At 41.9% G+C, this 25177-nt stretch carries 22 protein-coding genes; 13 read left to right on the forward strand and 9 right to left on the reverse strand.

What is annotated here, in order from left to right:
- From AB5627_RS13275 to AB5627_RS13315, 9 genes are all read left to right on the forward strand, one after another.
- Positions 1-605: hypothetical protein (locus AB5627_RS13275; protein ID WP_368369898.1), on the forward strand; the 605-nt coding region annotated here is incomplete at its 5' end.
- Positions 606-620: 15 nt separating this feature from the next.
- Positions 621-911, forward strand: a complete 291-nt coding sequence (locus AB5627_RS13280; RefSeq protein ID WP_022287860.1) for a hypothetical protein — start codon at positions 621-623, stop codon at positions 909-911.
- 79 nt (positions 912-990) lie between these two features.
- The gene (locus AB5627_RS13285; protein ID WP_265290999.1) at positions 991-1113 is read left to right on the forward strand and encodes a hypothetical protein; all 123 of its coding nucleotides are present in this window, start codon (positions 991-993) and stop codon (positions 1111-1113) included.
- Between the two features lie 601 nt (positions 1114-1714).
- Positions 1715-1897, forward strand: a complete 183-nt coding sequence (locus AB5627_RS13290; RefSeq protein ID WP_265290997.1) for a hypothetical protein — start codon at positions 1715-1717, stop codon at positions 1895-1897.
- Positions 1898-1938: 41 nt separating this feature from the next.
- On the forward strand, positions 1939-2214 hold the full coding sequence (locus tag AB5627_RS13295) for a hypothetical protein (protein WP_265290996.1): 276 nt from the start codon (positions 1939-1941) through the stop codon (positions 2212-2214).
- Between the two features lie 78 nt (positions 2215-2292).
- Positions 2293-3015 (forward strand): hypothetical protein, encoded by a 723-nt coding sequence (locus tag AB5627_RS13300; protein ID WP_265290995.1) that lies wholly within the window; start codon positions 2293-2295, stop codon positions 3013-3015.
- Positions 3016-3920: 905 nt separating this feature from the next.
- Entirely contained in the window at positions 3921-4547 is a 627-nt protein-coding gene (locus AB5627_RS13305) for a TetR/AcrR family transcriptional regulator (RefSeq protein WP_022287659.1), read from the forward strand.
- Between the two features lie 153 nt (positions 4548-4700).
- Positions 4701-5402 carry an ABC transporter ATP-binding protein gene (locus AB5627_RS13310; protein WP_022287660.1) on the forward strand — a complete coding sequence of 234 codons (702 nt, stop codon included), beginning with the start codon at positions 4701-4703 and terminating at the stop codon, positions 5400-5402.
- Positions 5402-8014, forward strand: coding sequence for an ABC transporter permease (locus tag AB5627_RS13315; RefSeq protein ID WP_022287661.1), 2613 nt, complete (start codon positions 5402-5404; stop codon positions 8012-8014). Before AB5627_RS13310 ends, AB5627_RS13315 begins: the two co-directional genes overlap by 1 nt.
- 114 nt (positions 8015-8128) lie before the next feature.
- Here the strand turns inward: AB5627_RS13315 and AB5627_RS13320 are convergent, their stop codons facing one another.
- Positions 8129-9052, reverse strand: a complete 924-nt coding sequence (locus AB5627_RS13320; protein WP_022287662.1) for a hypothetical protein — start codon at positions 9050-9052, stop codon at positions 8129-8131.
- A gap of 273 nt (positions 9053-9325) precedes the next feature.
- Between AB5627_RS13320 and AB5627_RS13325 the strand changes: the two genes are divergently transcribed.
- Positions 9326-10501, forward strand: coding sequence for an iron-containing alcohol dehydrogenase family protein (locus AB5627_RS13325; RefSeq protein WP_022287663.1), 1176 nt, complete (start codon positions 9326-9328; stop codon positions 10499-10501).
- 38 nt (positions 10502-10539) lie between these two features.
- Here AB5627_RS13325 and AB5627_RS13330 read toward each other — a convergent pair whose 3' ends face one another.
- Complete coding sequence (locus AB5627_RS13330) at positions 10540-11535, reverse strand: aldo/keto reductase (protein WP_265290994.1); 996 nt, start codon at positions 11533-11535, stop codon at positions 10540-10542.
- A gap of 169 nt (positions 11536-11704) precedes the next feature.
- On the opposite strand from AB5627_RS13330, the gene AB5627_RS13335 reads away from it, so the two are divergent.
- Both AB5627_RS13335 and AB5627_RS13340 read left to right on the forward strand, forming a co-directional pair.
- Positions 11705-13264, forward strand: coding sequence for a CotH kinase family protein (locus AB5627_RS13335; protein ID WP_333635189.1), 1560 nt, complete (start codon positions 11705-11707; stop codon positions 13262-13264).
- Between the two features lie 293 nt (positions 13265-13557).
- Positions 13558-14922: an NCS2 family permease gene (locus AB5627_RS13340; protein WP_265290992.1), complete on the forward strand. Its 1365-nt coding sequence runs from the start codon at positions 13558-13560 to the stop codon at positions 14920-14922.
- Positions 14923-15041: 119 nt separating this feature from the next.
- On the opposite strand, the gene AB5627_RS13345 is transcribed toward AB5627_RS13340, so the two are convergent.
- The 7 genes from AB5627_RS13345 to fucO form a co-directional block, all read right to left on the reverse strand.
- Positions 15042-16097 carry an SGNH/GDSL hydrolase family protein gene (locus AB5627_RS13345; protein WP_022287667.1) on the reverse strand — a complete coding sequence of 352 codons (1056 nt, stop codon included), beginning with the start codon at positions 16095-16097 and terminating at the stop codon, positions 15042-15044.
- A 105-nt stretch (positions 16098-16202) separates the two neighbouring features.
- A complete protein-coding gene (locus AB5627_RS13350) occupies positions 16203-17369 on the reverse strand; it encodes an ABC transporter permease (RefSeq protein WP_265290991.1) in 1167 nt (388 codons plus the stop codon).
- A complete protein-coding gene (locus AB5627_RS13355) occupies positions 17356-18477 on the reverse strand; it encodes an ABC transporter permease (protein WP_195552191.1) in 1122 nt (373 codons plus the stop codon). The genes AB5627_RS13350 and AB5627_RS13355 overlap by 14 nt, the downstream gene beginning before the upstream one ends.
- A gap of 4 nt (positions 18478-18481) precedes the next feature.
- Positions 18482-19429, reverse strand: a complete 948-nt coding sequence (locus tag AB5627_RS13360) for an ATP-binding cassette domain-containing protein (RefSeq protein WP_368369899.1) — start codon at positions 19427-19429, stop codon at positions 18482-18484.
- Between the two features lie 139 nt (positions 19430-19568).
- A complete protein-coding gene (locus AB5627_RS13365; RefSeq protein WP_265290990.1) occupies positions 19569-20861 on the reverse strand; it encodes a HAMP domain-containing sensor histidine kinase in 1293 nt (430 codons plus the stop codon).
- On the reverse strand, positions 20854-21534 hold the full coding sequence (locus AB5627_RS13370) for a response regulator transcription factor (protein ID WP_117865364.1): 681 nt from the start codon (positions 21532-21534) through the stop codon (positions 20854-20856). Before AB5627_RS13370 ends, AB5627_RS13365 begins: the two co-directional genes overlap by 8 nt.
- A 152-nt stretch (positions 21535-21686) precedes the next feature.
- Positions 21687-22835 (reverse strand): lactaldehyde reductase, encoded by a 1149-nt coding sequence (gene fucO, locus AB5627_RS13375; RefSeq protein ID WP_265290989.1) that lies wholly within the window; start codon positions 22833-22835, stop codon positions 21687-21689.
- 442 nt (positions 22836-23277) lie between these two features.
- Between fucO and typA the strand changes: the two genes are divergently transcribed.
- On the forward strand, positions 23278-25095 hold the full coding sequence (gene typA / locus AB5627_RS13380; protein WP_022287673.1) for a translational GTPase TypA: 1818 nt from the start codon (positions 23278-23280) through the stop codon (positions 25093-25095).
- Positions 25096-25177: the final 82 nt, after the last annotated feature.

Below are 25177 nucleotides of genomic sequence, written 5' to 3' on the forward strand. Positions count from 1 at the left end.
ATATTAAGGGGGATTTTCTCTTGTGGCAAGATGTCTTGCTGGATTTACATGATTCTGATGTTAAATCTATTGATAACCTAAAAATTAAAGATTTTTATTTTCCCGGAGAAGTTTCGCATACATCTGCTAGTCGTGATTCTGTATATATTGTAGCTGTAGACAAAAAAGGAACTAGTTACAGGTTTCCTATAACTCAAAAAGACAAATTGCTGATAACTGATAAAGATAATTCTGAATTAAGATCCGGAGAAATTGAATACTATAAAAAATCAGGTTTGATGAAATCAATATCATTTTCAAAGGAGAACCAAAAAACGTCTGAAATTCAAATGGTTGAAATAACTCTTACCGAAGAGGAGATAGCCCATGAGAAACGGATTTTGGTAAACAGACCCGAAGTGGATAGCTATGATAAAAACCTATTCTGGTACGTCACCAAAAACGGTGAATTTAGTAAATGTTTTCAGGCATACAGCAAAACTTGGACTAATTTTTTGACTTTTGCTGATAAAGGCGACTATACAGTGACTTTGGTTACAGATTATGATGAAGCTACAGGGGAGTGTACTTCTATTAGTAATACGATAGAGTATACGATAGAATGACAGGAGAAAAAACCAATGACTGGGTTCACAAAATCATTCCTATGGAGATTTATACTTGATATAATCATACTGGGAATTTTCGTAAGACTTTTACAGACTGTTATCTTGGCGATTTTGTCAAGAAGTATGGAGACTTATTCAACACCGTTCCTTATTATTGAAGCAGTTGTCGTATCGGCAATCAGTATGTTGTTTATCTGCTTTCTCACATACTGGAATATCGGCGTTATTTCAAAGAAAGGTTGTTATGACTATCCGATGGATTCAGATAAATGGTTCAGAAATTTTGCAATTATTAATATCTGACAGACGATGGGTTGAATGTCAAAGCACTACATATTTCATGCAATACTTAGCCTTGTTGGCTGCAGAGGGGCAAGAGCATATGACAATAGCATTAGAAGAAGTGGCTCCAATATTTAAAGATGTAAAATGGGATTTTATTAGATACAGTACTGATAATGATGTACTCAAAGGAACAGATTACATATCAGATCCACATTTATAAATTAGTTATTACGTTATATCAAGGGGATGATAATTTTGAAAAAGGTATATAATTATTTTAAAATTCTTGCACTTGACATAACGATATACTTGTTAAGTATTTTGTTTGCTCTTATGTATAGATATGTATTTTCAAAGGTGTTAGATACTCTTAGCGGTTCAACGTGGGCAAGTGGAATTGCTTTGTTTTTTATAATCAACACACTTACGTTTCTATGTATCGTTATTTTGCCAACATTGTTTTATATAAAAAAGGATAAATTTGATATTATCAGTTTACTTATGACAGCAGTGATATTATTTTTATTATTCTCTATGTATACGCCACTATTTTTATATCTGTTTGCGTTTACCGACTCGATAACGGGTTTCTTGTTTAATGTTTTACAGATGTTTAAGCTAAAATCTTCGATTTTGATATCATTTCAATATTCGATAATAATTTTTCTTACAGTCAAAATTCATAGAGTAAAAGCAACATAAGCTATATTATTATATAACAGTACATTATACTAATAAATTGACAATTGAAAGTATTGCGATCAAATGGAAAAGCAAAACAGTTAAAAGTAATTAGAATAATAAATTATAGGAGCGTAATAATGGATATTACAAAGAGGCTTTCAGTTTTATTGATTACTGCAATAACGGCGGTGTCGTTGGTTCCTTGTGGAAAGGATACAAGCTCTGAAGTTAGCTCAGTTACAAATGCTAAAGCTTCGGCATGGGATAGTTTAAATGACGCCCAGCAAGCATATTATAAGGGGTTGGAAGATATCTGTTAGACAAGAGCTTTTTTATATGATGGAATTGAGGTGACATAATTATGGCTAACAAGGCATTATTTTGGTATAACTACAAAAGATTTGTTGACGAAGGCACCATTAAACCGCCGCCTCCAAAGACATTTGCATTGTCAGGATTAATAACTGCTTGTGGTCTTGTGCTTAGTCTAACAATTTATTGTTTGGTATTTCCTAACAGCTTTGTTGGAGAGAATACACCTATTAAACTGTTTTTCTGTACATTGTTTTATATGCTTGGTACGCTTGCCATGATCGGCGGAGTGTACTTTGGTATATCGCTTGTTTCGTTTATTTGATAATGATAAACAGATTGCACAGGATAACATCAACGCCTTAAAATTTATTTATGATAATAATAATTTAGGAGTGATATATTGTTAAAGGCTGGAGAAAGACTACTTCGAAATTTAGCTAAGCAAGAATATAAAACCGGCGCTCTAAAGACAGGCATTATTGTTTCGGTCGTATTGAGTGTGATATTTGGTATGATTTTCGCTGTCATGCTAATTAAAATGAATGTTGGAGAATTTGATAGTTTAACGTATGTGATATGCTTGATAGTAACAGATTTAATATTTAGTTTTTTACTCTACTTTTCTTGTACATTAATAGTAATATCATTTATACGGACTTTATTTCCACAAAATTTATTGACCAAAATGTTATGTTTTTTATTATCAATAATTGTTTTCTTATGTTTTTCAGGATCGTATCAAAATATTTATGCCGAAAATACAGTTGATCCTAAATGCTCATTTGATTTTATGGCAGATGTAAGATTCATACAAAAACATCTTGAATATCCTGATGATACTGTTGAACAGACAGAATATTATATGTATGTTTCAAACTGTAGATATTCAACATCAATGTGTTTTGTAAATATGGATTTTACTGATATTAAAAGCGGAAACCATATCGAACTCGTTATGCCTAAAAATTTTCAAACGTTAATACGTGATTGGAAGCGAAAAGCTGATAAAGATTTTATAAAATTAGATATTTGTGTACATCAAAATAGTCGTGTGGTGACATCATATGATTATTCTGTAATTTCTAAAGAAGAAATTGCAGAATATGAAGAAGTATTTGGCTAGGAGGAAAAAACAATGACCCAATTCACAAAATCATTCCTATGGCGGTTCATATTAGACATTATCTAATTGGGGATATTTGTTAGGCTTTGTCAAAATATTATTTTGACAATTACGTCAAGATTCATATCAACCTATTCGACACCGTTTCTTATTTTTGAAGCGGTTGTCGTATCAGTAATCAGTATGCTGTTTATCTGTTTTATTACATACTGGAATATCGGCGTTATTTCAAACAAATGGAGAGCTATGAAGCTTTGAGGGGTTTATAAGCTTCATTGATAAGTGGATAGAGAAAATGACCAGATTGGTGATTGCGTGAAAAATGCAGGATAGTTGTAAATATGTTGAATTATCGATACTACGAAAAAGACCGAGTAAGATGTTCCGGTGGAACATTTTGCTCGGTCCGATTTTTATTTGACTTGAATAGTTATTATGTTGTAATATCAGACCGGAGCCGCATATACTTCGTAGATCTCGGTATAATTAGAGGTAAATATGTGAAGCTGTCCCATATCATAAATGCTTACTCCGTAGTTGCTGAAAGCTTGTGCAATGTCATCGTACGAGTAGAAAGCAACTCCTGACGACACCTCACTTGCACTAATGCAAATATCCCAGCTATATGAGTACTTGTTTTCAAGGACCAGCATAGGAGCACTGTCACCACTGTAAACCATAGCAATTTTATAGCTATCGCTTATATACTTTAACCCGTCTGAAATCGTGAGATCTGACCAGACAGGTATGCCGCTTCCCATTTTATTTTGTAATAGTCACCAATCACATAACACCGTTATGTTTCAATATCATATAATATGCTGAAAATATAGTAAATGTATTGACATATCGAGCATTATATGCTAAGATAACAGTGTTATGTGAAGTGGAAAGCGGGTGCAGTAATGGGTGACGAACTTGAAACAAGGGAAAAGCTGTTGGAAAGTGCAATGGCCGAGTTCTCTGAAAATGGTTATATGAAGGCTTCTCTGAGAAAAATATGCGCTGACGCAGGCGTGACGACCGGTGCGCTGTATTTCTTCTTTAAAAATAAAAATGACTTGTTCAAGGCTATTGTCGATGAGCCGCTGAAAGAGCTTTGCAGGCTTCTTACGGAGCATTATATGCAGGACGCTCAGGATATGGATAGCGATGACCCTGCGGTGCTGTCTGCTGAGTATCACATTGATACTCACACCGACCTTGACAAGCTTGTTGATTATATGTATCTCCACTATGACGTTTTTATGCTGCTGCTCACGGGTGCGCAAGGGTCTGAGTATGAAAATACTGTGGATATGATCGTAGATATGACAGAACAGGGCTTTAGGATATCAGCGGAAAAAGCTGCCGCAAGAATGCCTAACTGCCACGTTGATGAGTATATGCTTCATTGGATAACCCATATAAGTGTTGACGCCTACACTCATTTGCTAACTCACGAGAGAGATGTGGAAAAGGCAAAGCTCCATATGCGCAGAGTAATGGAGTTTCTAATAAAAATATGGTTTACAATGATAGTCGAGGATTAGAAAATTGCCGCCTGCGGGCGGTAACTTTTAGAAATCTACATAACAACGTTATGTGTGAATTTTGTATCTCAAATGTTGATGAAATGTGCAGATATGCACATTTTTATATAAAGTAAAGTTAGCTAAGTCTAACTCATAAATGGAGGAAATGATATGTATTTGGAGATCAAAGATGTGAAGAAAAGCTACGGCAGTGACGCCAGCTATATTCAGGTGCTAAAGGGTATCACCACAAGTCTGGAAAAAGGTCAGATGTGCGTTATTCAGGGTACGAGCGGCTCTGGTAAATCCACGCTCCTTAACTGCATAGGCGGTCTTGACACTATGGACAGTGGCTCTGTTAAGGTCGATGGCAAGGAGATTTTCGGTCTTAAACCTGATAAGCTTGCCGACTACAGAAAGGAAAATCTGGGCTTTATCTTTCAGTTTTATAACCTCGTTCCAAATCTGACAGTTGTGGAAAATATTCAGGTTTGTGAATATCTTTCAGATTCGCCACTGGATATGGAAGAACTTCTTACAACGTTGGGACTTTCTGAACACAGAAACAAGTTTCCGTCACAGCTTTCAGGCGGTCAGCAGCAGAGATGTGCTATAGCAAGGGCACTTATAAAAAATCCAAAGCTACTTTTGTGCGACGAGCCTACAGGCGCTCTTGACTCCAAAACTTCAAGGGATATTCTCATTCTGTTGGAGAAAATAAACGAAAAATATGGCACAACAATGCTTATCGTTACTCACAACAATGCTATAAAAAATATGGTGCATAAGGTAATAATCGTTAAGGACGGACTTATCAAAAAGGATTATCTTAACGAAACACGCATACCTGCCGCAGAGCTGGAGGACTTGTAATGAACAGGGTACTCAGAAAAAGGCTCGGACGTGAGCTTAAAACAAATTTCGCACGTTATCTTGCGCTTGTATTGCTTATCGTAATGGGAATGTACATAATAGTTTCCGTGGTTGCAAGCGCAGACACTATCATCGACGGAACTGCCGAACATGGTAAGCAAAACAAGGTCGAAGACGGACAGTTCGGCGTTTTTATTCCTCTTACAGACGAGCAGGAAAAGGGAATAACAGACAAAGGGATTACTCTTGAACAGCATTTCAGCATTGACGTTACAGCGAAGGACGGCTCAAAGCTCCGTGTTTTCCGTAAAAGAAATGACATTGACCTTATCGAGCTTGACAGCGGAAGACTTGCTGAGAAAAAGGGCGAAGCGGTAGTCGAAAAGCGTTACAGCGAGGAACATTCTCTGTCAGTGGGCGATAAGCTTACAGCAGGCGGTGTTGAGTTTGAGATAGTTGGAATAGGAACTACACCTGACTATGACACACCTTTTGAAAATTTCTCTGACACGGCTGTGTCAAGCAAGGGCTTCGGACTTCTTTTCGTAAGCGACGATCAGTACGACTATTTCAAAAATGACAGTGAACAGAAAGCCGAAGACCTTTGCTATGCTTACAGACTTAACGGCAAGGCAACTGATGATGAGCTTAAGGAAATGATCGAGGATTTTGACTTTGATTATAAAAAAGTCACAGACAAGTATTATCTTGAAACTATCAAGGACGTCTTGAAACAGCGTGACGATATTTCAAATGGTATCGACAAGCTCTATGACGGCTCTCAGACCCTTAAAGACGGTGTGAAAGACCTTTCTGGGGGAGCAGACGCTCTATGTGACGCAATGGGCGGACTTTACGAGGGTGCAAAGGCACTCCCAGAGGGTGCGAACGCTATCACGGCAGGAGTTAAAGCCGCATATGACGGCTCAAAAGATTTGTCAGAGGGTGCAAGATCTGCATACAGCGGTGCAGAGAGTCTTGCAAATGGTATTGACAGCTTCAAAAAGCAGGCTGACGAGTTTCTTGACGAGGTGTTCACCATTGATCTTGACAATCTGACAATGTTCGTGAAAAAGGGCGACAACGTTCGTATAGCCGGTGCGGCAGGTGACGTTGTCATGAACAAATATGCAGGACTTGGTGTGGGTGTTATACTTATGGCACTTCTTACTTATGTTATCTCTGTTTTCGTCATTCATCAGATTCAGCGTGAAAGCAGTGTTATAGGTGCGCTTTATGCACTTGGTGCAAAGAAAAAAGATCTTATCCGACACTACGTAACATTGCCGACTATAGTTGCATTTGTTGGCGGAATAATCGGTGCGGTCATAGGCTTCTCACCTGTGGGAATCGATTATCAGCTTCTCGACAGCTACGCATATTCCTCGCTCCCTGATTTTACCCCTGTTTATCCTTTGTATCTTATCATTTACAGCATTGTAATGCCTCCTGTTGTTTCGTTTATAGTTAATACCCTTGTGATAAACAAGCGGCTTTCTCAGACGGCTCTTTCACTTATCAGAAACGAGCAGAAAACAGGTCACTACAGCAGAGTGAAGATAAAGAGCAGGAATTTTATCCGCAGATTTCAGATACGCCAAATGCTTCGTGAAATGCGCACAGGCATAACAGTGCTTCTCAGTATGCTGTTTTCACTGTTCATTCTTATGCTTGGCGTTGATTGCTACTATCTCTGTGAGAACGTGAGAAAAGACACTATCAATGACACAAAATACGAGTATATGTACACTCTGAAATATCCTGAGGAAAGCGTTCCAGATGGTGGCGAGGCTTGCTTTGTAAAAACGCTTTCAAAGGAACAGCTTGGCTATAACCTTGATGTCACCGTTATGGGTATGGACAGCGACAACAAGTATTATGATGTGAAAACACATAAGGGCAAGAGCTTTATAACAGTGAGTCAGTCAGTTGTGGAGCGTTACGGAGTGGCAAAGGGCGATAAGTTTATCCTGACAGACAATGCGACCTCAATGGATTACGCCTTCACAGTGGAGGATATCTGCGACGAGCGTGGCGGACTTATGGTGTTCATGGATATTGACAGTATGCGTGAGCTTTTCGGTGAGAGCGACACTTACTACAACTGTTTGCTTTCAGACAAGAAACTTGACATTGACGAGGGCAGACTTTACAGCACAACAACAAAATCGGATATCGAGCGTTCAGCGGCAGTTTTCACGGATCTTATGATGTCAATGATAGTAATGCTTATTGCGGTTGCTGTAATAATTTTCTGCTCTGTGATGTTCCTTATGCTGAATGTTACAATAGAAAGGGCTTCCTTTGGAATATCCCTTGTGAAGGTGTTCGGTTATAAGACCAAGGACGTGAAAAAGCTTTACCTAAACGGAAACGCAATTATCATCACTTTGGGCGCACTTATCGAGATACCGCTTTCAAAGATGTTTATGGACAAGGTTTTCCCAGTGTTCATTCCAAACGTAACAAGCGGAATAAACCTTGCATTCCCATGGTATGCTTACGTTATAATTTTCGCAGGAGTAATGGCAACATACTTTATCATCACCTCAATTCTTGTAAGAAAGCTTGGCAAGATAACCCCTGCCGAGGTGCTTAAAAACAGAGAATGATTTCTTGATATACAAAAAACGTACAGAGCGTAATGATGTGACCTCCAAATCGTTAGATTTTTGGTCTAACTTCTTGGGGTCGTATCATAAAGCTTTGTACGTTTTTGATTATGCCTAATTTGTATTATTGTCTATTTTGGTTATGATAACTGCGGCAATGGTAAGGACAATATATCCTGCTGTGACCTCAAATGGAAATTCTATTATTGCAGTTTCGGGGATTATAAAAGGCAAGGTAGATATTGCACAGCATGGAGGAAAATAAAGCTTTGCTTTTCGGCAAAGGACGAATATCACAGCCGAGGATAAAACTGCACCAAATGTCAGGGTAAGCCCAAGCTTTTCAGAGATAAAAAATCTTGCCATAACGCCTGCGAACGCAGCCGCCGCCATGAGAGCAATTGCGGTGTATTTTCTTTTCATAAGCTTTGAGCCTTTGCCGCTAAGCTCAAAAAATGCAACTATAAGCGGCGGAGCGATAAAGAATATCTCGTGAAAATGCGCAGGCAATACACAGATAACAAGCACCGTGATGACTTGTTTTGCTCTTAGTTTGAGAAGCTCTGAGCTTGGTTCGATAGGTCTATATTCATACTTTTCATGCAGACCAAAGTGTTCAAGAACTTTTTGAAAAATAAGTATAAATGCTGTCATGACCGCAACGGAAATGACGTAAACAGGGCTTTTTGTACCCATAAGTATCGGAAGTATGCAGGCGGAAATGGCAGGAACGAAGCTAGTTTTTGACAGTGTTATAACGCTCACTGCTACAAGAAGCCCCAAAGCTATACGAAGTATAAGTATCTCAGGGATAAACCGCACTATGCACACGCCTGCGACGGCGGCAGAAACTATCGCCGCAAAAAGCCGTGTGCGAGAGGTGTTCCACGATTGCACAGGCGCAATTAGAGCACCCATTGCCACTGCCGTTATCTCAGGAAAAATTATTTCCTTTTCCCCGAAGATCTCCGCCGAGCCGACCATTATTGCCACCACAGCAAGGGATATCTCCATAGCTATGTTTTGATTTTTATTCATTGCTTCACCTTGATGTTTTTTCTTTATTATAACATAAAGGGGAGAGGTTTTCAATCGGCAGTATCAAAAATACTCGTCTGACCGTCATGTGCAGCCACGATATAAATTCATGCCGTTTTTTTGCGAGAGTATACCTTTGCCGTTGTGAAGTGCATAACTTTTTCCACCATGATTTGTTACTAATATTATAGCGCATATGTTCTGCTATGTCGAGGCTTGAAAATCGCCTTCAAAGGTGCTATAATGGACAAAAAGCCAAAAGGAGCGTAAAAAATGAGAAATATACCTACAGATATTTACATAGAAAATGGAGCGGTAAAAAATCACGGGGGCGAAATAGCGGAACTTGGCAAAAAAGCCATGATAGTCACAGGCAGACATTCTTCTGCGGTGAATGGTTCTCTTGATGATGTCAAGGCAGTGCTTGAAAGTCAGGGAATTGGATATGTGATATATGATGATATTGAGGAAAACCCGTCTGTGGAAACTGTTTACACAGCGGCAACGGCGGCGGTAAAATACGGCGTGGATATGTTCGTGGCAGTGGGCGGAGGTTCGCCAATGGACGCAAGCAAGGCGATATCAATGCTTGCTAAGAATGGGATAGTTTGCGAAAATGCCGAATTTTCCGAAAGCGAGGGCGTTGTAAAAGCTGAGAAGTGTGAGCTTTCAGAGAACATTGCCAAGGTGGAGGAGCTTTTGTACACTCCTGCGAAACTACCTTTTTATCCTATAGTCTGTGTGCCTACCACCTGCGGAACAGGCTCGGAGGCTACACCTTATTCTATCCTGACGTCCCACATCAAGCAGACCAAGAAATCTATTGCCCACAAAATATTCCCGTCACTTGCATTGGTTGACTACGGCTATCTTAAAACATCCTCATACAGCGGCATGAAAAGCACCTGCGTTGACGCACTTGCTCACATGATAGAGTCACGGCTCAACACCAACGCAAATGCGTTCAGCCGTGCATACGCCGAGGAGGGTATGAGGCTTTGGGCAAGCTGTAAGGGCTGTCTTGAAACTGAGGAGAGATTTGCTCATATGACCGATGATGAGTTCTCAACTTTCATGCAGGCATCAGTGCTTGCAGGCATGGCGATAGCCTACACAGGCACAAGCATACCTCACGGTCTGAGCTATACTTTGACCTATGAAAATGGCGTACCCCACGGCAAGGCAGTAGGCGTTTTTCTGTCAGGCTTTTTGAAAAAATACTGTGACAGCACCGAGGTGGAGTATGTTGTAAAACAGCTTCTTGGCTTTGACGATATCGACGCTTTCCGAGATTATATCAGGACGCTTTTTGGCAAGCTTGATATGTCAGAGGAGCTTTGGAAGAAGGACAGAGACGGAATACTTGCCAACCCTGCCAAGCTTAAAAATTATCCTTTTGAGCTTACGGCAGATATGCTTGACGATTACGTTCGCTATTATAACGCATAAAAAAAGCTGTCAGGGCGGTGGCTCTGACAGCTTCTTTATTACATCTTCGCAAGCTTGTTTATCTCTGCAAGTTCAGCTTCTGTGAAGTCAAGGCGGTCAAGACAGCCTATGTTTTCCGTTATCTGCTCAGGACGGCTTGCACCGATAAGCACAGTAGTAACAGCCTTGTTGTGAAGCACCCATGAAAGTGCCATTTGCGAAAGGGTCTGTCCCCTCGAAGCGGCGATATCATTAAGCTTGTTGAGCTTTTCTATCATTTTGTCGTTAAGCTCATTGCCTATCCATGTTTCGCCTCTGCCTACCCTTGAATCTGACGGTATGCCTTTTAGATATTTGCTTGTGAGAAATCCCTGATACAGTGGCGAGAACACTGCAATGCCAAAGCCTTCAGAAAGTGCAAGGCTGTCAAGCTTATCGTCCTCTATCCAGCGGTTGAGTATGGAATATGAGGGCTGATTGATAATAAAAGGAGTTCTGAGTTCACGGAAAATTTTCAGCATTTCGGCTGTGTCGGCTCTGTTGTAATTTGATATGCCAACATAAAGCGCCTTGCCCTGTCTTACTGCATTGTCAAGTGCAAGGGCAGTCTCTTCAAGAGGCGTTTCGGGATCTCTTACATGGTGATAGAAAATGTCAACATATTCAAGTCCCATTCTTTTTAGAGATTGGTCAAGGCTTGCCGTGAGATATTTTCTCGAGCCGTTTTTGTCACCGTATGGACCTGCCCACATTTCATAGCCTGCCTTTGTGGAAATGCACATCTCGTCACGGAACTCTCTCATGCCACGGTCGAGTATCCTGCCGAAGTTTTCCTCTGCCGAGCCGTTGTAGGGATTGCCATAGTTGTTTGCAAGGTCAAAATGTGTGATACCGCTGTTGAACGCAGTGTGTACCATTCTTTCCATGTTCTCGAAATTGTTTTTCAGGCTGAAATTCTGCCAAAAGCCCAAAGACAACGCAGAAAGCTTAAGCCCGCTTTTTCCACAGCGGTTGTATATCATTTTGTCATATCTTTTATCGTCAGGTATAAACATTTCAAAAAACCTCCTATATAATCGTATTAGTGCATAAATAATCCCACTTACTTTTATGATTATAGCATATTGTATTATCTATGTCAATGTGCTATAATTGAATAAGTTATATGATAAAAAAATGTGTGTAATGCACAATAAATGGAAAGATAATAATATGAGAAATGATATGAACAGAAGAATTATTGCCGATATATGTGCAGTAGTCATGATGGGAGCAATGCTCACAAGCTGTGCTAAAGAAACAGGGGAAAGCTCAAAAGCAGAGAGTAGTCCTGCCGACTCTCAGGCTGTGACAACAACGGCTGAACCTGTTGTAACTCTTCCTGCCACCACAAAACAGGTGATAAACTCGGAACCTGCTACTTATGAAAGCCTGAGTGCTGACAAGGCTGAAAAAGAAAGTTTTAAGAAAAAGATACGATCAGAAAGTAAGATACCTGTTATAAGCGTCACAACTGCCCCTGACGATATGATAGCTTCAAGGGAGAAGTATACTTCCTGCGTGGTGGACGTTTTCAATTGTGATGAAAAATTGGAGATAAACGAAGCCTCAGCAGGCATAAAGGTAAGAGGAAATTCAAGCGCATATTACGGCGATGTTAGTCAGATCCTTGCAAACAAAGTGCCTTATAGGATAAAATTTGATAAAAAGACAAATATGCTTGGGCTTAATAACGGCGCAGAGTGCAAAAGCTGGGTGCTGTTGAAATCAGATTGGGATCTAATAAGAAACGATATCGCATTCCGTTTTGGCAGAACTATCATGGGTGACAGCAATTTCTGCTCAGACGGTCAGCTTGTTCACCTCTATGTGAACGAGGAGTTTCAAGGCGTTTATGAGCTTTGCGAACAGTGTCAGATAAATCCAAACAGAGTGGATATCTCCGAGCCTGCGGAGGGCTACACCGACACTGATATAGGCTATTATCTTGAGCTTGACAACTATGCAACAAGCGATGAGGATAACCATTATATAAGCATGGACTATGAAAATGCCACTGTCACCGATATAAACGGCGAAACAAGGCAGTTCGTTCCTGCGGAATATTCTATCAAGAATGACCTCTATTCGCAAAATCAGATAGACTTTATTGACAAGTATCTCAACAATCTGTTCAAGATAGTTTATGAAGCCTGCGAGAACGGCAAGTATTACAAATTTGATGAAAATTATGACCTTGTTGACTCTGATGTTACCACCGCTGAGGAAGCCGTTTCTAATGTTATGGATATAGACTCAGTGAGAGATATGTATATTCTTTATGAGATCGTACATGACTATGACTGCGGTGAGGGAAGCTTCTATATGTGCGTTGATCTTTCAAAGGACAGTAAATGTCCTAAGCTTAAATTCACTTCTCCTTGGGATTTTAACTGGGCATATAATGACAGCACTGAGAAATATTATGCTGGTGCTTTCACAGACAAGAATTTTGTGGCTAAAAAAGGTGACCGTTCAAACCCATGGTTTATCATTCTTTGTAAGCAGGATTGGTTTATGGCTACTGTCAAGGAAAAGTGGACGGAGATGAGCCGGGAGAAGCTTTTGCAGGGCTGTATAAAAACAGAGCGTGAATATCTCAAAGAGTATGACGCCGACCTTAGAAAAGGCGAAGAGTGGGGTCCTGACTCTGCGGAGGATCTTTTCAATTGGATCGAAAACCGCATTTATTGGCTCAATAGTCAGTGGAAAATAAAGTCTGACGTTAGTAACAGTGCTTCTTAAATGATAAATTTTATTCAATTAAGGCAATACCGCGCAAAGATTGTGCGTCAGATGCGTAGTCAGATTTTTTGTCAGATTGCACAAAAATTCCGCAGGCATACTGCCGTATGTCAAGGGATTTTTGTGTGATATGACGGAAAATCTGCAAGCAGATGGCGTGCAAAGCCGTCAGGCGGGCTTTGTGCGGTGTTGCCTTAATAAATCAGGCTTGAAAAATGCTGTAAAATCGGTATAATAAGATAGTATCCCCATATTGAAAGGAGGAAATGTCTGCAACGCAGGCATAATAAAATATGACGGAAAAATTATTCAAGCTGAAAGAAAATCACACCGACGTTAAAACTGAGATAATGGCGGGCGTGACGACTTTCATGACCATGGCATATATCCTTGCCATAAACCCGAGCATTCTCGGCAGTACGGGCATGGATCCTACAGCCGTACTTCTTGCCACCTGTATCGCCTCTGTTATTGGAACAGTGTGCATGGGACTTATGGCAAATCTGCCTTTTGTGCTTTCCGCAGGCATGGGACTTAACGCTTACATGGCTTACACTGTTGTGGCAGGCTACGGCTATCCATGGCAGGTGGCACTGCTGGCGGTTTTCGTCGAGGGTATCGTCTTTATCGTGCTTTCTCTTACAAACGTCAGAGAAGCCATTTTCAATGCAATACCTGTGGTGCTGAAAAAAGCGGTGTCCGTTGGCATCGGTCTTTATATTGCCTTTATCGGACTTCAGAATGCTGGACTTTGCGTTGACAGTTCAGCCACTCTTGTTACCATAACAGGCTTCCGCAAGAATTTCACAACTTCGGGCATATGTGCGCTTCTCACTATCGTGGGACTTTTCATCACTATTATCCTATATATCAAAAAAGTCCGTGGCTCTATTCTTATGGGTATAGTGGCAACATGGGTAATAGGCATGATATGTCAGCTTGTAGGGTTGTATGTTCCTGACGCTGAAACCGGCTACAACTCACTTTTCCCTACAATGTCGCTTACGGATTTTTCAAAGCTTGGCGAAACATTTGGTCAGTGCTTTAAGGTGGATATGCACAGCATTGGTATCTTCAATTTTATAGTCGTGGTATTCTCTTTCCTGTTCGTTGACCTTTTCGACACTTTAGGCACTCTTATCGGCGTATGTTCAAAGGCAGATATGCTTGATGAAAAGGGCAGACTTCCGCAGATAAAGCCTGCGCTTCTTGCTGACGCCGTTGCCACAACAGCAGGCGCAGTTCTTGGTACTTCCACCACCACAACATTCGTTGAGTCCTCAGCAGGCGTTGCCGCAGGAGGTAGAACAGGTCTTACCTCTATCACAGCCGCAGTCCTTTTTGCGCTGTCAATGTTCTTTGCACCTATCTTCACGGCTATACCATCCTTTGCAACAGCTCCTGCACTTATAGTAGTAGGCTTTTTGATGTTCAGCTCTATCACTGACATCAAGTTTGATGACGGCAATTATACAAAGGCTATCCCTGCGTATCTTTGCATTCTTTCAATGCCTCTTTTCTACAGCATTTCAGAGGGCATCTCTCTTGGAATAATCTCATATGTTGTTATAAATCTTCTTTGCGGAAAGCGCAAGGATATCACACCGCTTATGTATGTGCTTGCAGTGCTTTTCGTGCTGAAATATGTGTTCTTATAAGGAAAGCTTTCAAAGAACAGTTCTGAAACTTGCCATGCTTTCCTGTTCATTCTGCTACAGAATGAGAATTGGCGTAAAATGACAAAAAAAGCGGCAGCCGTTACCGACTGCCGCTTTTGTTATATGCTTTTTATTATCTCTCTGAGTTTTTCCGTAAGCACTGCCGCTGCCTTTTTGTGGGTCTTTTCAGTAGGGTGCCAGTTTGCCGCAAAGCCGTCATTTGCACCGTCCTGCTCATGGAACATCATTGAGCTTATCTTGCTGTCAGCGTGGCTTTCAAGATATATCTTTATTCCCTCCTCAACAGCAGGGAATATCCTCTCGCCCATTATTCCAACAGTGCAGAGAATGTAAGCCTGCGGATTTTTCTCACGAACGACCGCAAGAAAATCAGCATAAAGCTTTGAGAAAACAGCCTGCCTGTCCTTGTAGTCACGGCAGTAGCTGTCGTCGTTTGTGCCAAGGTTTATAACGATTATCTGCGGAATATATTTGCTGAAATCCCAAGGGATATCCTGCGGAGCAGTGCCTGCAAAATTGCCCCTTGAAAAGCCGTAGCTGCAATAGAACTGTGGAATTGTCTGTTCACTGATAGGCTCGTCACCTTCTGTGTAGCCTGATACTATGCCATAGCCGCTGGCTGAAAACATACTGTATTCAGCATCAAGTGCCTTGGCGGTCTTGTAGGCGTAGGCTTTTGTAACGTCCTCTGTGGCGGTGGTGAACTGGTGGTTTTCGTCCTCATCATCAACACCATAGCCGCAGGTTATAGAGTCGCCGATAAATTCTATTTTAAGCGGTTTTTCAGGCAAAGCCTCAGCACTGCCCTCGGCGAAAGCCTCAACGCCAACTGCTGACATTGGAGATTCCGAAAGTTTTATTATCTCCACAACTGACTGAGCGTTTTCCGTGCGGTCTATTACCGTGACCTCTTTTTCTGCACAGTCGATCATCTCGTCAACTACTCTCTTGCCGTCAACATAAACGGCTATCCTTGCATAGTCGATAGGGTTTTCGCCCACTGCGATATTGTCGCCTTTGAGCTTCAAAACAAGCTTTGTGCCGTCAAATGTGAATGACGCACCGCTTCCTGAAAGACCGAGCCACATTACCTCGTCTTTGAAATATACTCTGCCTGTGAGCTTTGCATTTTTGTCAAGCTGTAATCTATCCATACTTTTTCCTCTTTTTCATCTATGATCTTCTTTAGCTGACGCAAAAAGGCTGCGTGTCAGCTCCGTAACAATAAGAGTATAACACACAGCCATATTATTGTCAACTTATGCAAGGGAATTTACGTCACCCTCACGCTTTTGCTTAACAAGCAGAGCAGCCACAGCGAAAAACGCTATCGCAAACAGTACCTCGATACCAATGCAGATGAGATATTCCTTTGTGCTGAATACTCCACCGCTCATGCCGAAAAGCATATTGTTGGCTTTGGTGTACCAGTATGCAGGGAACAATCTTCCCACTGCAAGAACGCCTCCTGTGAGCAATTCCTGCGGCACGAAAACTCCGCAAAGAAAGCTCATGCCAAGACCGATTATGTTCGATATAGCAGTTATGCCGTTGTCGCTAAGGTCAAACTGCGCTATTATCATTGCTATGCCTGCGGCGGCAATGATATATACAAAGCTGTTAAGGCAGGCGAGCCAGAATTTCACGCTGAGCGTTTTGCCCCAAATTATTGCGACTATCATAAACAAAAGCCATATGCTAAACACCAAGATACTTGCCCCAAGAGCCGTCTGTCTGCTGTAGTTTGCTGATGTCAGGCTTGAACACATTGTGCGTTCTCGAACGCCTTTTCTGTTTAGCGTAAGTATTACAGGGCAAAGGGTAACAATGAGCATGGACAGCATAACGTATGCAAGATACTGAAAATAGTAGCCGAATATTGCCGGCATACCTGTTCCGCCCTTGTTGTTAAAGTTTTTAAGCTCCGCCTTTACTTGCTGAGAAACTGCCGTTTGGGCAAGCTCCATGGCGTTTTCTGTGCTTTCACCTGCCGTCATGTACGCCTTTACGCTTGAAAGATAGCCGTCAAGCCTGCTTTCAAAAAGCTGTCCGCCGTAGCTGGAGGGCATTTTGAAATTCTCAAAAAGTCCGTCAAAATCCCCTGCGTTTATCTTGTTGCCAAAGCCCTTGTTTATATAGAGAACATAGTTGGCACGTTGATAATAAACGGCGTCGATGACCTCGTCTTCATCATCTGCAAGCTCCACCTTTTTGTTGTCGCTGAATATAAAGTCCTGCAAACGCTTGCTTTCGGCACTGTTGTCACGGTCAATGACGGATACGGACATTTTATAGTCCTCATAGTCATTGTTATCTTTTGCAGTATCCGCCATTATTACTGCTATGACCATAAATATGACGAGATATAATAAAGCAGACGTAAGTCTTGTTTTGAGTATTTTCATAAAGGTCTTAAAGACTTGCATATTTACGCCTCCTTGTAAGAACATATCCACCAAGGGTGAACAGCACTGTGTATATCGCCATTGAAATTATCTTCACTGTGAACCGCCTGTAATCCTCATAGAGATTAAGACAATAGAAACTGTCTGAGATAACTGCGGCAGGGTTTATTTCATTGAATATCGGGCAATGCTCTGCAACAGTGCCTTTCATGGTGTTTGACATAAGACCGCTGAAGAAACAGCAGGTCATTGATGCCGCCATGACTACAGATATTTTTACACCCTCTTTTATGCGGAAAGAGCCAACGAAAAATCCCATGGATATTCCCGTTATTCCTCCGATTATTGCGGCAAGATAAACAAGTGGGAGCTTACTGCCGAAATCCACTTTAAGCACAAATCTCAGGAACGTCACCGATATCACCATGCATATCATTTCCACCACATGAAAAGCAAGGAGCGTTGCCGTTATGCTTGTAAGCTTGTTCACTGGAGAACAGCAACGTCTTGCGCCAAGTGCAGACAGGTCGCCCTGATTTTCCTGTGCCACGAACAGACCTGACATTGAGCCGAAAAGTGCCGTCATGGCAAGGAGATTATAGAAAAACTGTATCGTTATGTCAGGGTTGCCGTGGAGAGGAATATCCTCATTTGGGCTTATCTTCTCGGAAAGGGAAGCTATGACCTTATCAAGCTTTTGCGGAGCGTTCTTTGCAGTGTCAGTTATTATCTTTTCCTGAGTTTTGTATTGCTGTATGAAAGTCTTTACAATGGTCTGCTGGATACCTGTTGAGCCAAACTCAAGGGAGAGGTCGGAAGCTTTTATAATGCCTTTTATATCCTCGCTTTTAAGCATTTCTTCTGCCTTGTCAATATCCGTATACGTCACCTTGAAAAGAGCCTCATCACCATCTGATATCTGTTCAAGCACCTGCTTAAGGATATCGTTTTCTTCTATATTTGTCACCGCAACAGGTATCGCATTGAATACAACATCTTTTTCGTATATTCCTGAAAACGCCATCTTAAAAAAGCAACCCAGTATTATAGGAAAGGCTATGAGCCAGAAGAGTATGGCTTTTTGACGCAGACAGCTTTTAAATTCGTATTTGAATATGTGTGAGAACATTCTATCACTCCTTATCCCTGAGAGCCTTGCCGGTTATTTCAAGGAAAACGTCATTGAGGGTAGGCTGCTCAGAATAAACGCTGCCGAAGCCCACCTGATTTTCCTGCAATATTTTCAGTATCTCAATAAGATTGTGCCGTCCCCCTGTACAGCGTGCAACGAGCTTGTTGTCAGCATATGAAACATTATAAACGTGTTCCAAAGCTTCTATTTGTTCACGGACGTTTTCAGGAAGCTGGAGTATCTCGGCGGTGATAGTTTCGGTGTTCTTTATCATGCGTTTGAGTTCCTCTGTAGTACCCTCGGCTATCTTACTGTCCTTATCCATTATGGCGATACGGGTGCATATCTGCTCGACTTCTTCCATGTAGTGGGAGGTGTAAATTATAGTCGCACCCTCACGGTTGAGCTGTAAAATGCCCTCCAGTATCTTGTTCCTTGATTGTGGGTCAACGGCAACTGTCGGCTCGTCGAGTATGATAAGCTCAGGCTTGTGTGCGATACCACAGGCAATGTTAAGTCGTCTGAGCAGACCACCTGAAAGCTTTTTAGGGTGGAACTTCACGAAGTCCTCAAGTCCCACAAAAGCTATGGCATCGTCAACATATTTCTTTCGTGTGGCTTTGTCGGTGATGTAAAGCCCGCAAAAATAGTCAATGTTCTCATACACAGTCAGCTCGTCAAACACCGCAACATTCTGCATTATAACGCCAATACGCTTTTTTACCCCATAGTTCACAGGGGACATTTTTTCACCGAATATCTCGATGTCGCCCTTATCATATGCCAACAGTGAGAGCAGGCAGTTTATCGTGGTGGTCTTGCCCGAGCCGTTAGGACCGAGAAGTCCGAAGACCTCGCCTTTTTTTATTTCAAGATCAAAGTGGTCAAGAGCAATAAGCTCTTTGTATCTTTTTACCAGATTGTCTATTTTTACTACAGTTTCAGCCATAAGAAAAACCTCCCTTAGTTTGTATTATCATTATACAATACTATCCGCCAAAAAGCTAGTGAGAAAAGTCACATCTTTCATGTGACAAATGTCATATTATAAAAAAGCAGAGTGGCTGGTGACCAACTCTGCTTTGCAATTATTTAAGCTGTGCTGTAAATATCATCATGCCGTTTTCGGCTTTGCATGATATCTTGCTTTTGTGCGACCTGACTATTGCCTGTGCAATAGAAAGCCCAATGCCGTAGCCACCCTTTTTCTCTCCCTTTGACCTTGACCGCGAGCTGTCGTCACGATAAAATCTGTCAAAAAGTTTTGTTAGGTCGCCTTGCGGTGGTTCTTTGCAGGTGTTTGAAACTTCTAGGTCTGTTTCCTTGCCATTATGAGAAGTGAAAAGCTTTACTATTATCTCGCCATCCTCGTCAGCATATTTTACCGCATTTTCCGTGAGGATAGAAACAAGCTGTCTTATCGCACCCTCGTCGCCGTGATAGGAAAGTCCGTTGGCAACATCAATGGTGAGTTTTTTGCCCTTTGTTTCCGAAAGGGTAGTAAAAGGCGAAGCGGCGTCATAAACAGCGTCAGAGATATTGAAATCAGCCATGGTAAGAGCAGGCTTTTCCTCCTCCATTTTTGCAAGGCTTAAAAGCTCTTTTAGCAGACCGTTTAGCCTTGTTATCTGATTTTTTATGCTCACCGTCCACTGGTTTGGCTCTGACACCATTTCAAGAACTTCCGTGTTTGCGGAGATTATGGCCAGCGGCGTTTTTATCTCGTGCCCTGCGTCGGTGATGAACTGCTTTTGCTTTTCAAAGCTTTCCACAACAGGTCTTATGGCACGCTTTGAGAAGATTATGATAAGCAGACATACAAGTATATATCCTGCCGCACCTATAGCGCACGACACCAGCAAAAAGCGATTTTTGGTGGCACTGTCACTGCGGCAGTCCATGAAAACTATTATCTTGCCTTTGTCGGTGTCGCCTGTTTTGTAGCGGTAGTTTCCTGACGTGCCTGAAGTCTTGCCGCTGTCAAGAACGCTTTTGCCGTATTCTATAGCCTGCGAACTTGACACCGCCGCAACGTGTCCTGTATCTACCTTGGTTATTTCGCCATTGCTGTCGGCATATACAACAAAATACCTTGTCTGATACTTAGTTTCCTCGTTAAAGCCTCTGTGCTTATCAGGCTTTTTGCTCTCAGGGGGAGAGGCGCTGTCTGAATTATCCTGCGGCTTGTCATGTTTCATGCCCTTGGGGTCGAACTCAGGAAATCTGCCGTCATTTTCGATTATTATGTTCAGCAGATCGTCTGCATTCTTGTTGGTCTGATAGATGTTCACTCCATTTATGCCGCCTATTATGGTAAACTCTACGATAAGAAGGCACACAGCGGCGATAACAACGAATTTCCGCTGTAAACGCTTAATCATTATGCTTTTCCTCTAGTGTGTAGCCCACGCCCCTTGTGGCTTTTATCTCGACATCTGCACCGATAAGACCAAGCTTTTTACGCAGATATGAAATATATACCCACACCACGTTTATCTCAGCATCAGAGTCATAGCCCCATATCTTTTCCATGAAACGCTCTGTAGAAATAAGCGTACCGTGATTTAGCATAAGGGCTTCTATCATTTGAAACTCTTTGTTGCCAAGCTTCTGAGAGCCGTTAGGACCTGAAAGCTCAAAGCTCTGTCTGTTGAGAGAAACGTTTCCGAAAGTAAGGGTAGAGGGTGCAAACTCAGTGCGGCGGCGTGTCATTGCCCTTATTCTCGCAAGAAGCTCGCCCATTGCAAAGGGCTTTGTAAGATAATCGTCAGCACCTGAATCAAGTCCGGTTATCCTATCGTCAATATCAGACTTTGCAGTGAGCAGCAGAACAGGGGAGTCGATACCCTTTTCACGGAGTTTTGTAAGCACCTGTATGCCGTCCATACCAGGCATCATAATGTCAAGTATTATGCCGTCATAATCCTGTGCAATTGCATAGTTGTATGCGTCGATGCCGTTGTAAACAGCGTCAACAGAATAGTTTTTGTGTTTAAGCACTGCCGAAAGCGCATTTGCAAGCTCCACCTCGTCCTCAGCAAGAAGTAATCTCATTAAAATTCCTCCCTATAAGTCAGTATAATATCTTACGATATATGATAACCTATGAACTTAAAACTCACTTTAAATGTATTATACCATAAATATTCTTTTCGGGCAATAAAAATCTGCCCCCGAAAACCGAGGGCAGATAAAAGATTTTTGAATTAGAATGCTGTCTTATAAATGCCGAGGATAGACTCAACTGTGCAAGGTCTTGGATTTCCTCCTGTGCATACGTCTGCGAATGCAGATTCGCTCAAAGCCTGAAGATCCTCTTCCTTAACGCCTATCTCGTGGAGCTTCTCAGGGATTCCAACGTCCTTTGAAAGCTGCTTAACTGCGTTTACTGCGGCTGCTCTGTATTCAGCCTGGCTCATGCCTGTTGTGTCAATGCCCATTGCTTCTGCGATGTACTTGAACTTTTCGCCTGTGTATTCAGCGTTGTACTCCATTACATACGGAAGAAGAACTGCATTTGCGATACCATGAGGTGTGTCATAGAATGCGCCAAGTGGGTGAGCCATGCCGTGAACAACGCCAAGACCGACGTTTGAGAATCCCATGCCTGCGATATACTGACCGAGAGCCATGTCCTCACGTCCCTGAGGATCGTTCTCAACAGCCTTTCTCAGTGAACGTGAGATTATCTCTATTGCTTTGAGGTGCATCATGTCTGTAAGCTCCCAAGCGCCAAGTGTTGTGTAGCCCTCGATAGCGTGTGTAAGAGCGTCCATACCTGTTGAAGCTGTAAGTCCCTTTGGCATTGATGACATCATCTTTGCGTCGATAACTGCAACAACTGGGATATCGTGTGGATCAACGCAAACGAACTTTCTCTTTTTCTCCTCGTCTGTGATAACATAGTTGATAGTTACCTCTGCGGCTGTGCCTGCTGTTGTAGGAACTGCGATTATAGGAACACTAGGATTCTTTGTGTCAATAGCGCCCTCAAGAGAAGCAACGTCAGCATACTCAGGGTTGTTTATGATGATACCGATAGCCTTTGCAGTGTCCATTGATGAGCCGCCGCCGATAGCGATAAGATAGTCAGCATCTGCTGCCTTGAAAGCTTCGATACCAGCCTTTACTACCTTTACAGTAGGGTTAGCCTTTACCTGAGAGAATATATCATAAGCAAGTCCTGCTTCCTCCAAAAGATCTGTAACGTTCTTTGCAACGTTAAATTTGATAAGGTCAGGGTCTGTTACAACAAGAGCCTTTTTAAAAGCTCTCTTCTTTGCCTCTGTAACTATCTCGCTGATCGAGCCTGCACCGAAATATGAAGTTTCATTAAGTATCATTCTGTTAGCCATTTGATTATTCCGCCTTTCAAATATATGATCTCTGTTATCAAAGTTATATCTTTGATTATTGATATTATACAACTTTTATACCATGATTTCAATTATTTTTGTGTAAAATATTAGCGGCGCAATATTGTGTAAAACAGCCAAAAACATAAATCATTTAATCTAAGGCACACCATACAAGGCGTAACCTGTGAATGATACTTTTTTCTTGACAAATCGGCAAAAATGTGCTATAATTCTCAATTAGGAAAGTTACCTTGCGGAAAATTTCGCAAGGTGCTTTTGTGTTTTATAGGCTTTTTGTGAAAAATTACGATTTTCTTTCCTTTGATGGGAGAAAATATATTTATAATTTTTATTGTTTATAATTTTTGCGAAATATATTAAGCAAATCGTTACAGAAAGCATTCGCTTTGCTGTGTCTTGATAAATCGGAGGAGTATGTATGATTAGAGAAGATTTAAGAAATGTTGCTATTATTGCCCACGTTGACCACGGTAAGACTACCCTTGTAGACCAGATGCTCAAGCAGAGCGGTACTTTCAGAGAAAATCAGGCTGTAGAAGAAAGAGTCATGGATTCAAACGATATCGAGCGTGAGAGAGGAATCACTATCCTTGCAAAGAATACTTCTATCAAGTATAAGGACGTTAAGATAAACGTTATCGACACCCCAGGCCATGCTGATTTCGGTGGTGAGGTAGAGCGTGTTCTTAAAATGGTAAACGGTGTTATACTGCTTGTGGACGCAGCCGAGGGTCCAATGCCACAGACAAGATTTGTGCTTCAGAAAGCACTTGAGCTTGGTCATAAAATAATCATCGTTATCAATAAGATAGACAGACCTGACGCTCGTCTTAACGAGGTAGGCGACGAAGTTCTCGAGCTTCTCATGGATCTTGACGCTACTGACGAGCAGCTTGATAGCCCTATCCTTTATTGCTCAGGCAGAGCAGGTACAGCTACTCATTCGCCAGACGAAGAGGGCAAGGATATGATACCTCTCTTTGATGAGATACTCAGCTATATCCCTGCACCTGAGGTAGATACTGAGGGTCCAATGCAGTATCTTGTTTCCGCTATCGACTACAACGAGTATGTAGGAAGAATAGCTATCGGCCGTATCGAGCGTGGCGAAATGAAAGTTAATCAGGACGTTACGATCGGCGACTATCATCAGACTAAGAAGGAATATCGTGGTAAGATAGTTACAATGTATCAGATAGAGGGACTTAACAGAGTTCCATGCCAGAGTGCAAAGGCTGGCGATATCGTTTGTATAAGCGGTATCGAGAACATCACTATCGGTGACACTATCTGTGACTTCGGCAACTTTGAGGCTGTACCTTTTGTAAAGATATCCGAGCCTACAGTTGAAATGACATTCTCTGTAAATAATTCGCCATTCGCAGGCAGAGAGGGCAAGTTCGTAACGAGCCGTCACCTGAGAGACAGACTTTTCAAGGAGCTTCTTAAGGACGTTTCACTGAGAGTTTCTGAAACAGACAGCACAGACGCTTTCAAGGTTGCAGGACGTGGCGAAATGCACCTTTCTATCCTTATCGAGAATATGCGTCGTGAGGGCTATGAGCTTGGCGTTTCAACACCGCACGTTCTGTTCAAGGAGATAGAGGGCAAGCTTTGCGAACCTATCGAAAGACTTGTTATTGACGTTCCTGAGAACTGCGTAGGTTCTGTTATGGAGAAGATAGGTGCAAGAAAGGGCGAGCTTCAGGAAATGGCACCTGTTGGAAGCAGAATGAGACTTGAATTTCTTATCCCTGCAAGAGGACTTTTCGGATACAAGAGCGAATTCCTTACAGACACAAAGGGTGAGGGTATCATGAGCTCTGTATTCCATGACTACGAGCCATATAAGGGCGAGATACCAAAGAGAGCAACAGGCTCACTTGTTGCGTTTGAAACAGGCGAGGCTGTAACATACGGTCTTTACAACGCACAGGAGAGAGGCGAGTTGTTCATCACAGCAGGCACACCTGTATATGAGGGAATGATAGTTGGCGCTTCACCAAAGCAGGAAGACCTTGTTGTAAATGTCTGCAAGAAGAAGCACCTTACAAATACTCGTGCAAGCGGTTCTGATGACGCGCTCAGACTTGTTCCGCCAAGAAATCTCAGCCTTGAGGATTCACTTGAGTTTCTCGCTGATGATGAGCTTCTTGAAGTAACACCAAAGAGCATAAGAATAAGAAAGCGTATTCTGAGCAACTCACAGAGAGCTAAGGAAAGAGCTAAAATGTAATAATAACAAAAAAGGGCTGTAAAAAAACGCGCAATAAAAAAAGACTGCAACCACCCTTAAAAGGGTAGGAAAGCAGTCTTTT

This window comes from Ruminococcus sp. RTP21198st1_G1_RTP21198_201120 (assembly GCF_040924265.1).
Taxonomy (GTDB): domain Bacteria; phylum Bacillota; class Clostridia; order Oscillospirales; family Ruminococcaceae; genus Hominimerdicola; species Hominimerdicola aceti.

Excerpts from the sequence above, each read along its gene's own strand:
- AB5627_RS13360 (WP_368369899.1), bottom strand. The coding sequence starts at position 19,429 with ATGGCTGAAACTGTAGTAAAAATAGACAATCTGGTAAAAAGATACAAA.
- AB5627_RS13345 (WP_022287667.1), bottom strand. The coding sequence starts at position 16,097 with ATGGATAGATTACAGCTTGACAAAAATGCAAAGCTCACAGGCAGAGTA.
- AB5627_RS13285 (WP_265290999.1), top strand. The coding sequence starts at position 991 with ATGACAATAGCATTAGAAGAAGTGGCTCCAATATTTAAAGATGTAAAA.
- AB5627_RS13325 (WP_022287663.1), top strand. The coding sequence starts at position 9,326 with ATGAGAAATATACCTACAGATATTTACATAGAAAATGGAGCGGTAAAA.
- AB5627_RS13295 (WP_265290996.1), top strand. The coding sequence starts at position 1,939 with ATGGCTAACAAGGCATTATTTTGGTATAACTACAAAAGATTTGTTGAC.
- AB5627_RS13340 (WP_265290992.1), top strand. The coding sequence starts at position 13,558 with ATGACGGAAAAATTATTCAAGCTGAAAGAAAATCACACCGACGTTAAA.
- AB5627_RS13350 (WP_265290991.1), bottom strand. The coding sequence starts at position 17,369 with ATGCAAGTCTTTAAGACCTTTATGAAAATACTCAAAACAAGACTTACG.
- AB5627_RS13315 (WP_022287661.1), top strand. The coding sequence starts at position 5,402 with ATGAACAGGGTACTCAGAAAAAGGCTCGGACGTGAGCTTAAAACAAAT.
- fucO (WP_265290989.1), bottom strand. The coding sequence starts at position 22,835 with ATGGCTAACAGAATGATACTTAATGAAACTTCATATTTCGGTGCAGGC.
- AB5627_RS13365 (WP_265290990.1), bottom strand. The coding sequence starts at position 20,861 with ATGATTAAGCGTTTACAGCGGAAATTCGTTGTTATCGCCGCTGTGTGC.
- AB5627_RS13320 (WP_022287662.1), bottom strand. The coding sequence starts at position 9,052 with ATGAATAAAAATCAAAACATAGCTATGGAGATATCCCTTGCTGTGGTG.
- AB5627_RS13290 (WP_265290997.1), top strand. The coding sequence starts at position 1,715 with ATGGATATTACAAAGAGGCTTTCAGTTTTATTGATTACTGCAATAACG.
- AB5627_RS13280 (WP_022287860.1), top strand. The coding sequence starts at position 621 with ATGACTGGGTTCACAAAATCATTCCTATGGAGATTTATACTTGATATA.
- typA (WP_022287673.1), top strand. The coding sequence starts at position 23,278 with ATGATTAGAGAAGATTTAAGAAATGTTGCTATTATTGCCCACGTTGAC.
- AB5627_RS13330 (WP_265290994.1), bottom strand. The coding sequence starts at position 11,535 with ATGTTTATACCTGACGATAAAAGATATGACAAAATGATATACAACCGC.
- AB5627_RS13310 (WP_022287660.1), top strand. The coding sequence starts at position 4,701 with ATGTATTTGGAGATCAAAGATGTGAAGAAAAGCTACGGCAGTGACGCC.
- AB5627_RS13335 (WP_333635189.1), top strand. The coding sequence starts at position 11,705 with ATGAACAGAAGAATTATTGCCGATATATGTGCAGTAGTCATGATGGGA.
- AB5627_RS13370 (WP_117865364.1), bottom strand. The coding sequence starts at position 21,534 with ATGAGATTACTTCTTGCTGAGGACGAGGTGGAGCTTGCAAATGCGCTT.
- AB5627_RS13305 (WP_022287659.1), top strand. The coding sequence starts at position 3,921 with ATGGGTGACGAACTTGAAACAAGGGAAAAGCTGTTGGAAAGTGCAATG.
- AB5627_RS13355 (WP_195552191.1), bottom strand. The coding sequence starts at position 18,477 with ATGTTCTCACACATATTCAAATACGAATTTAAAAGCTGTCTGCGTCAA.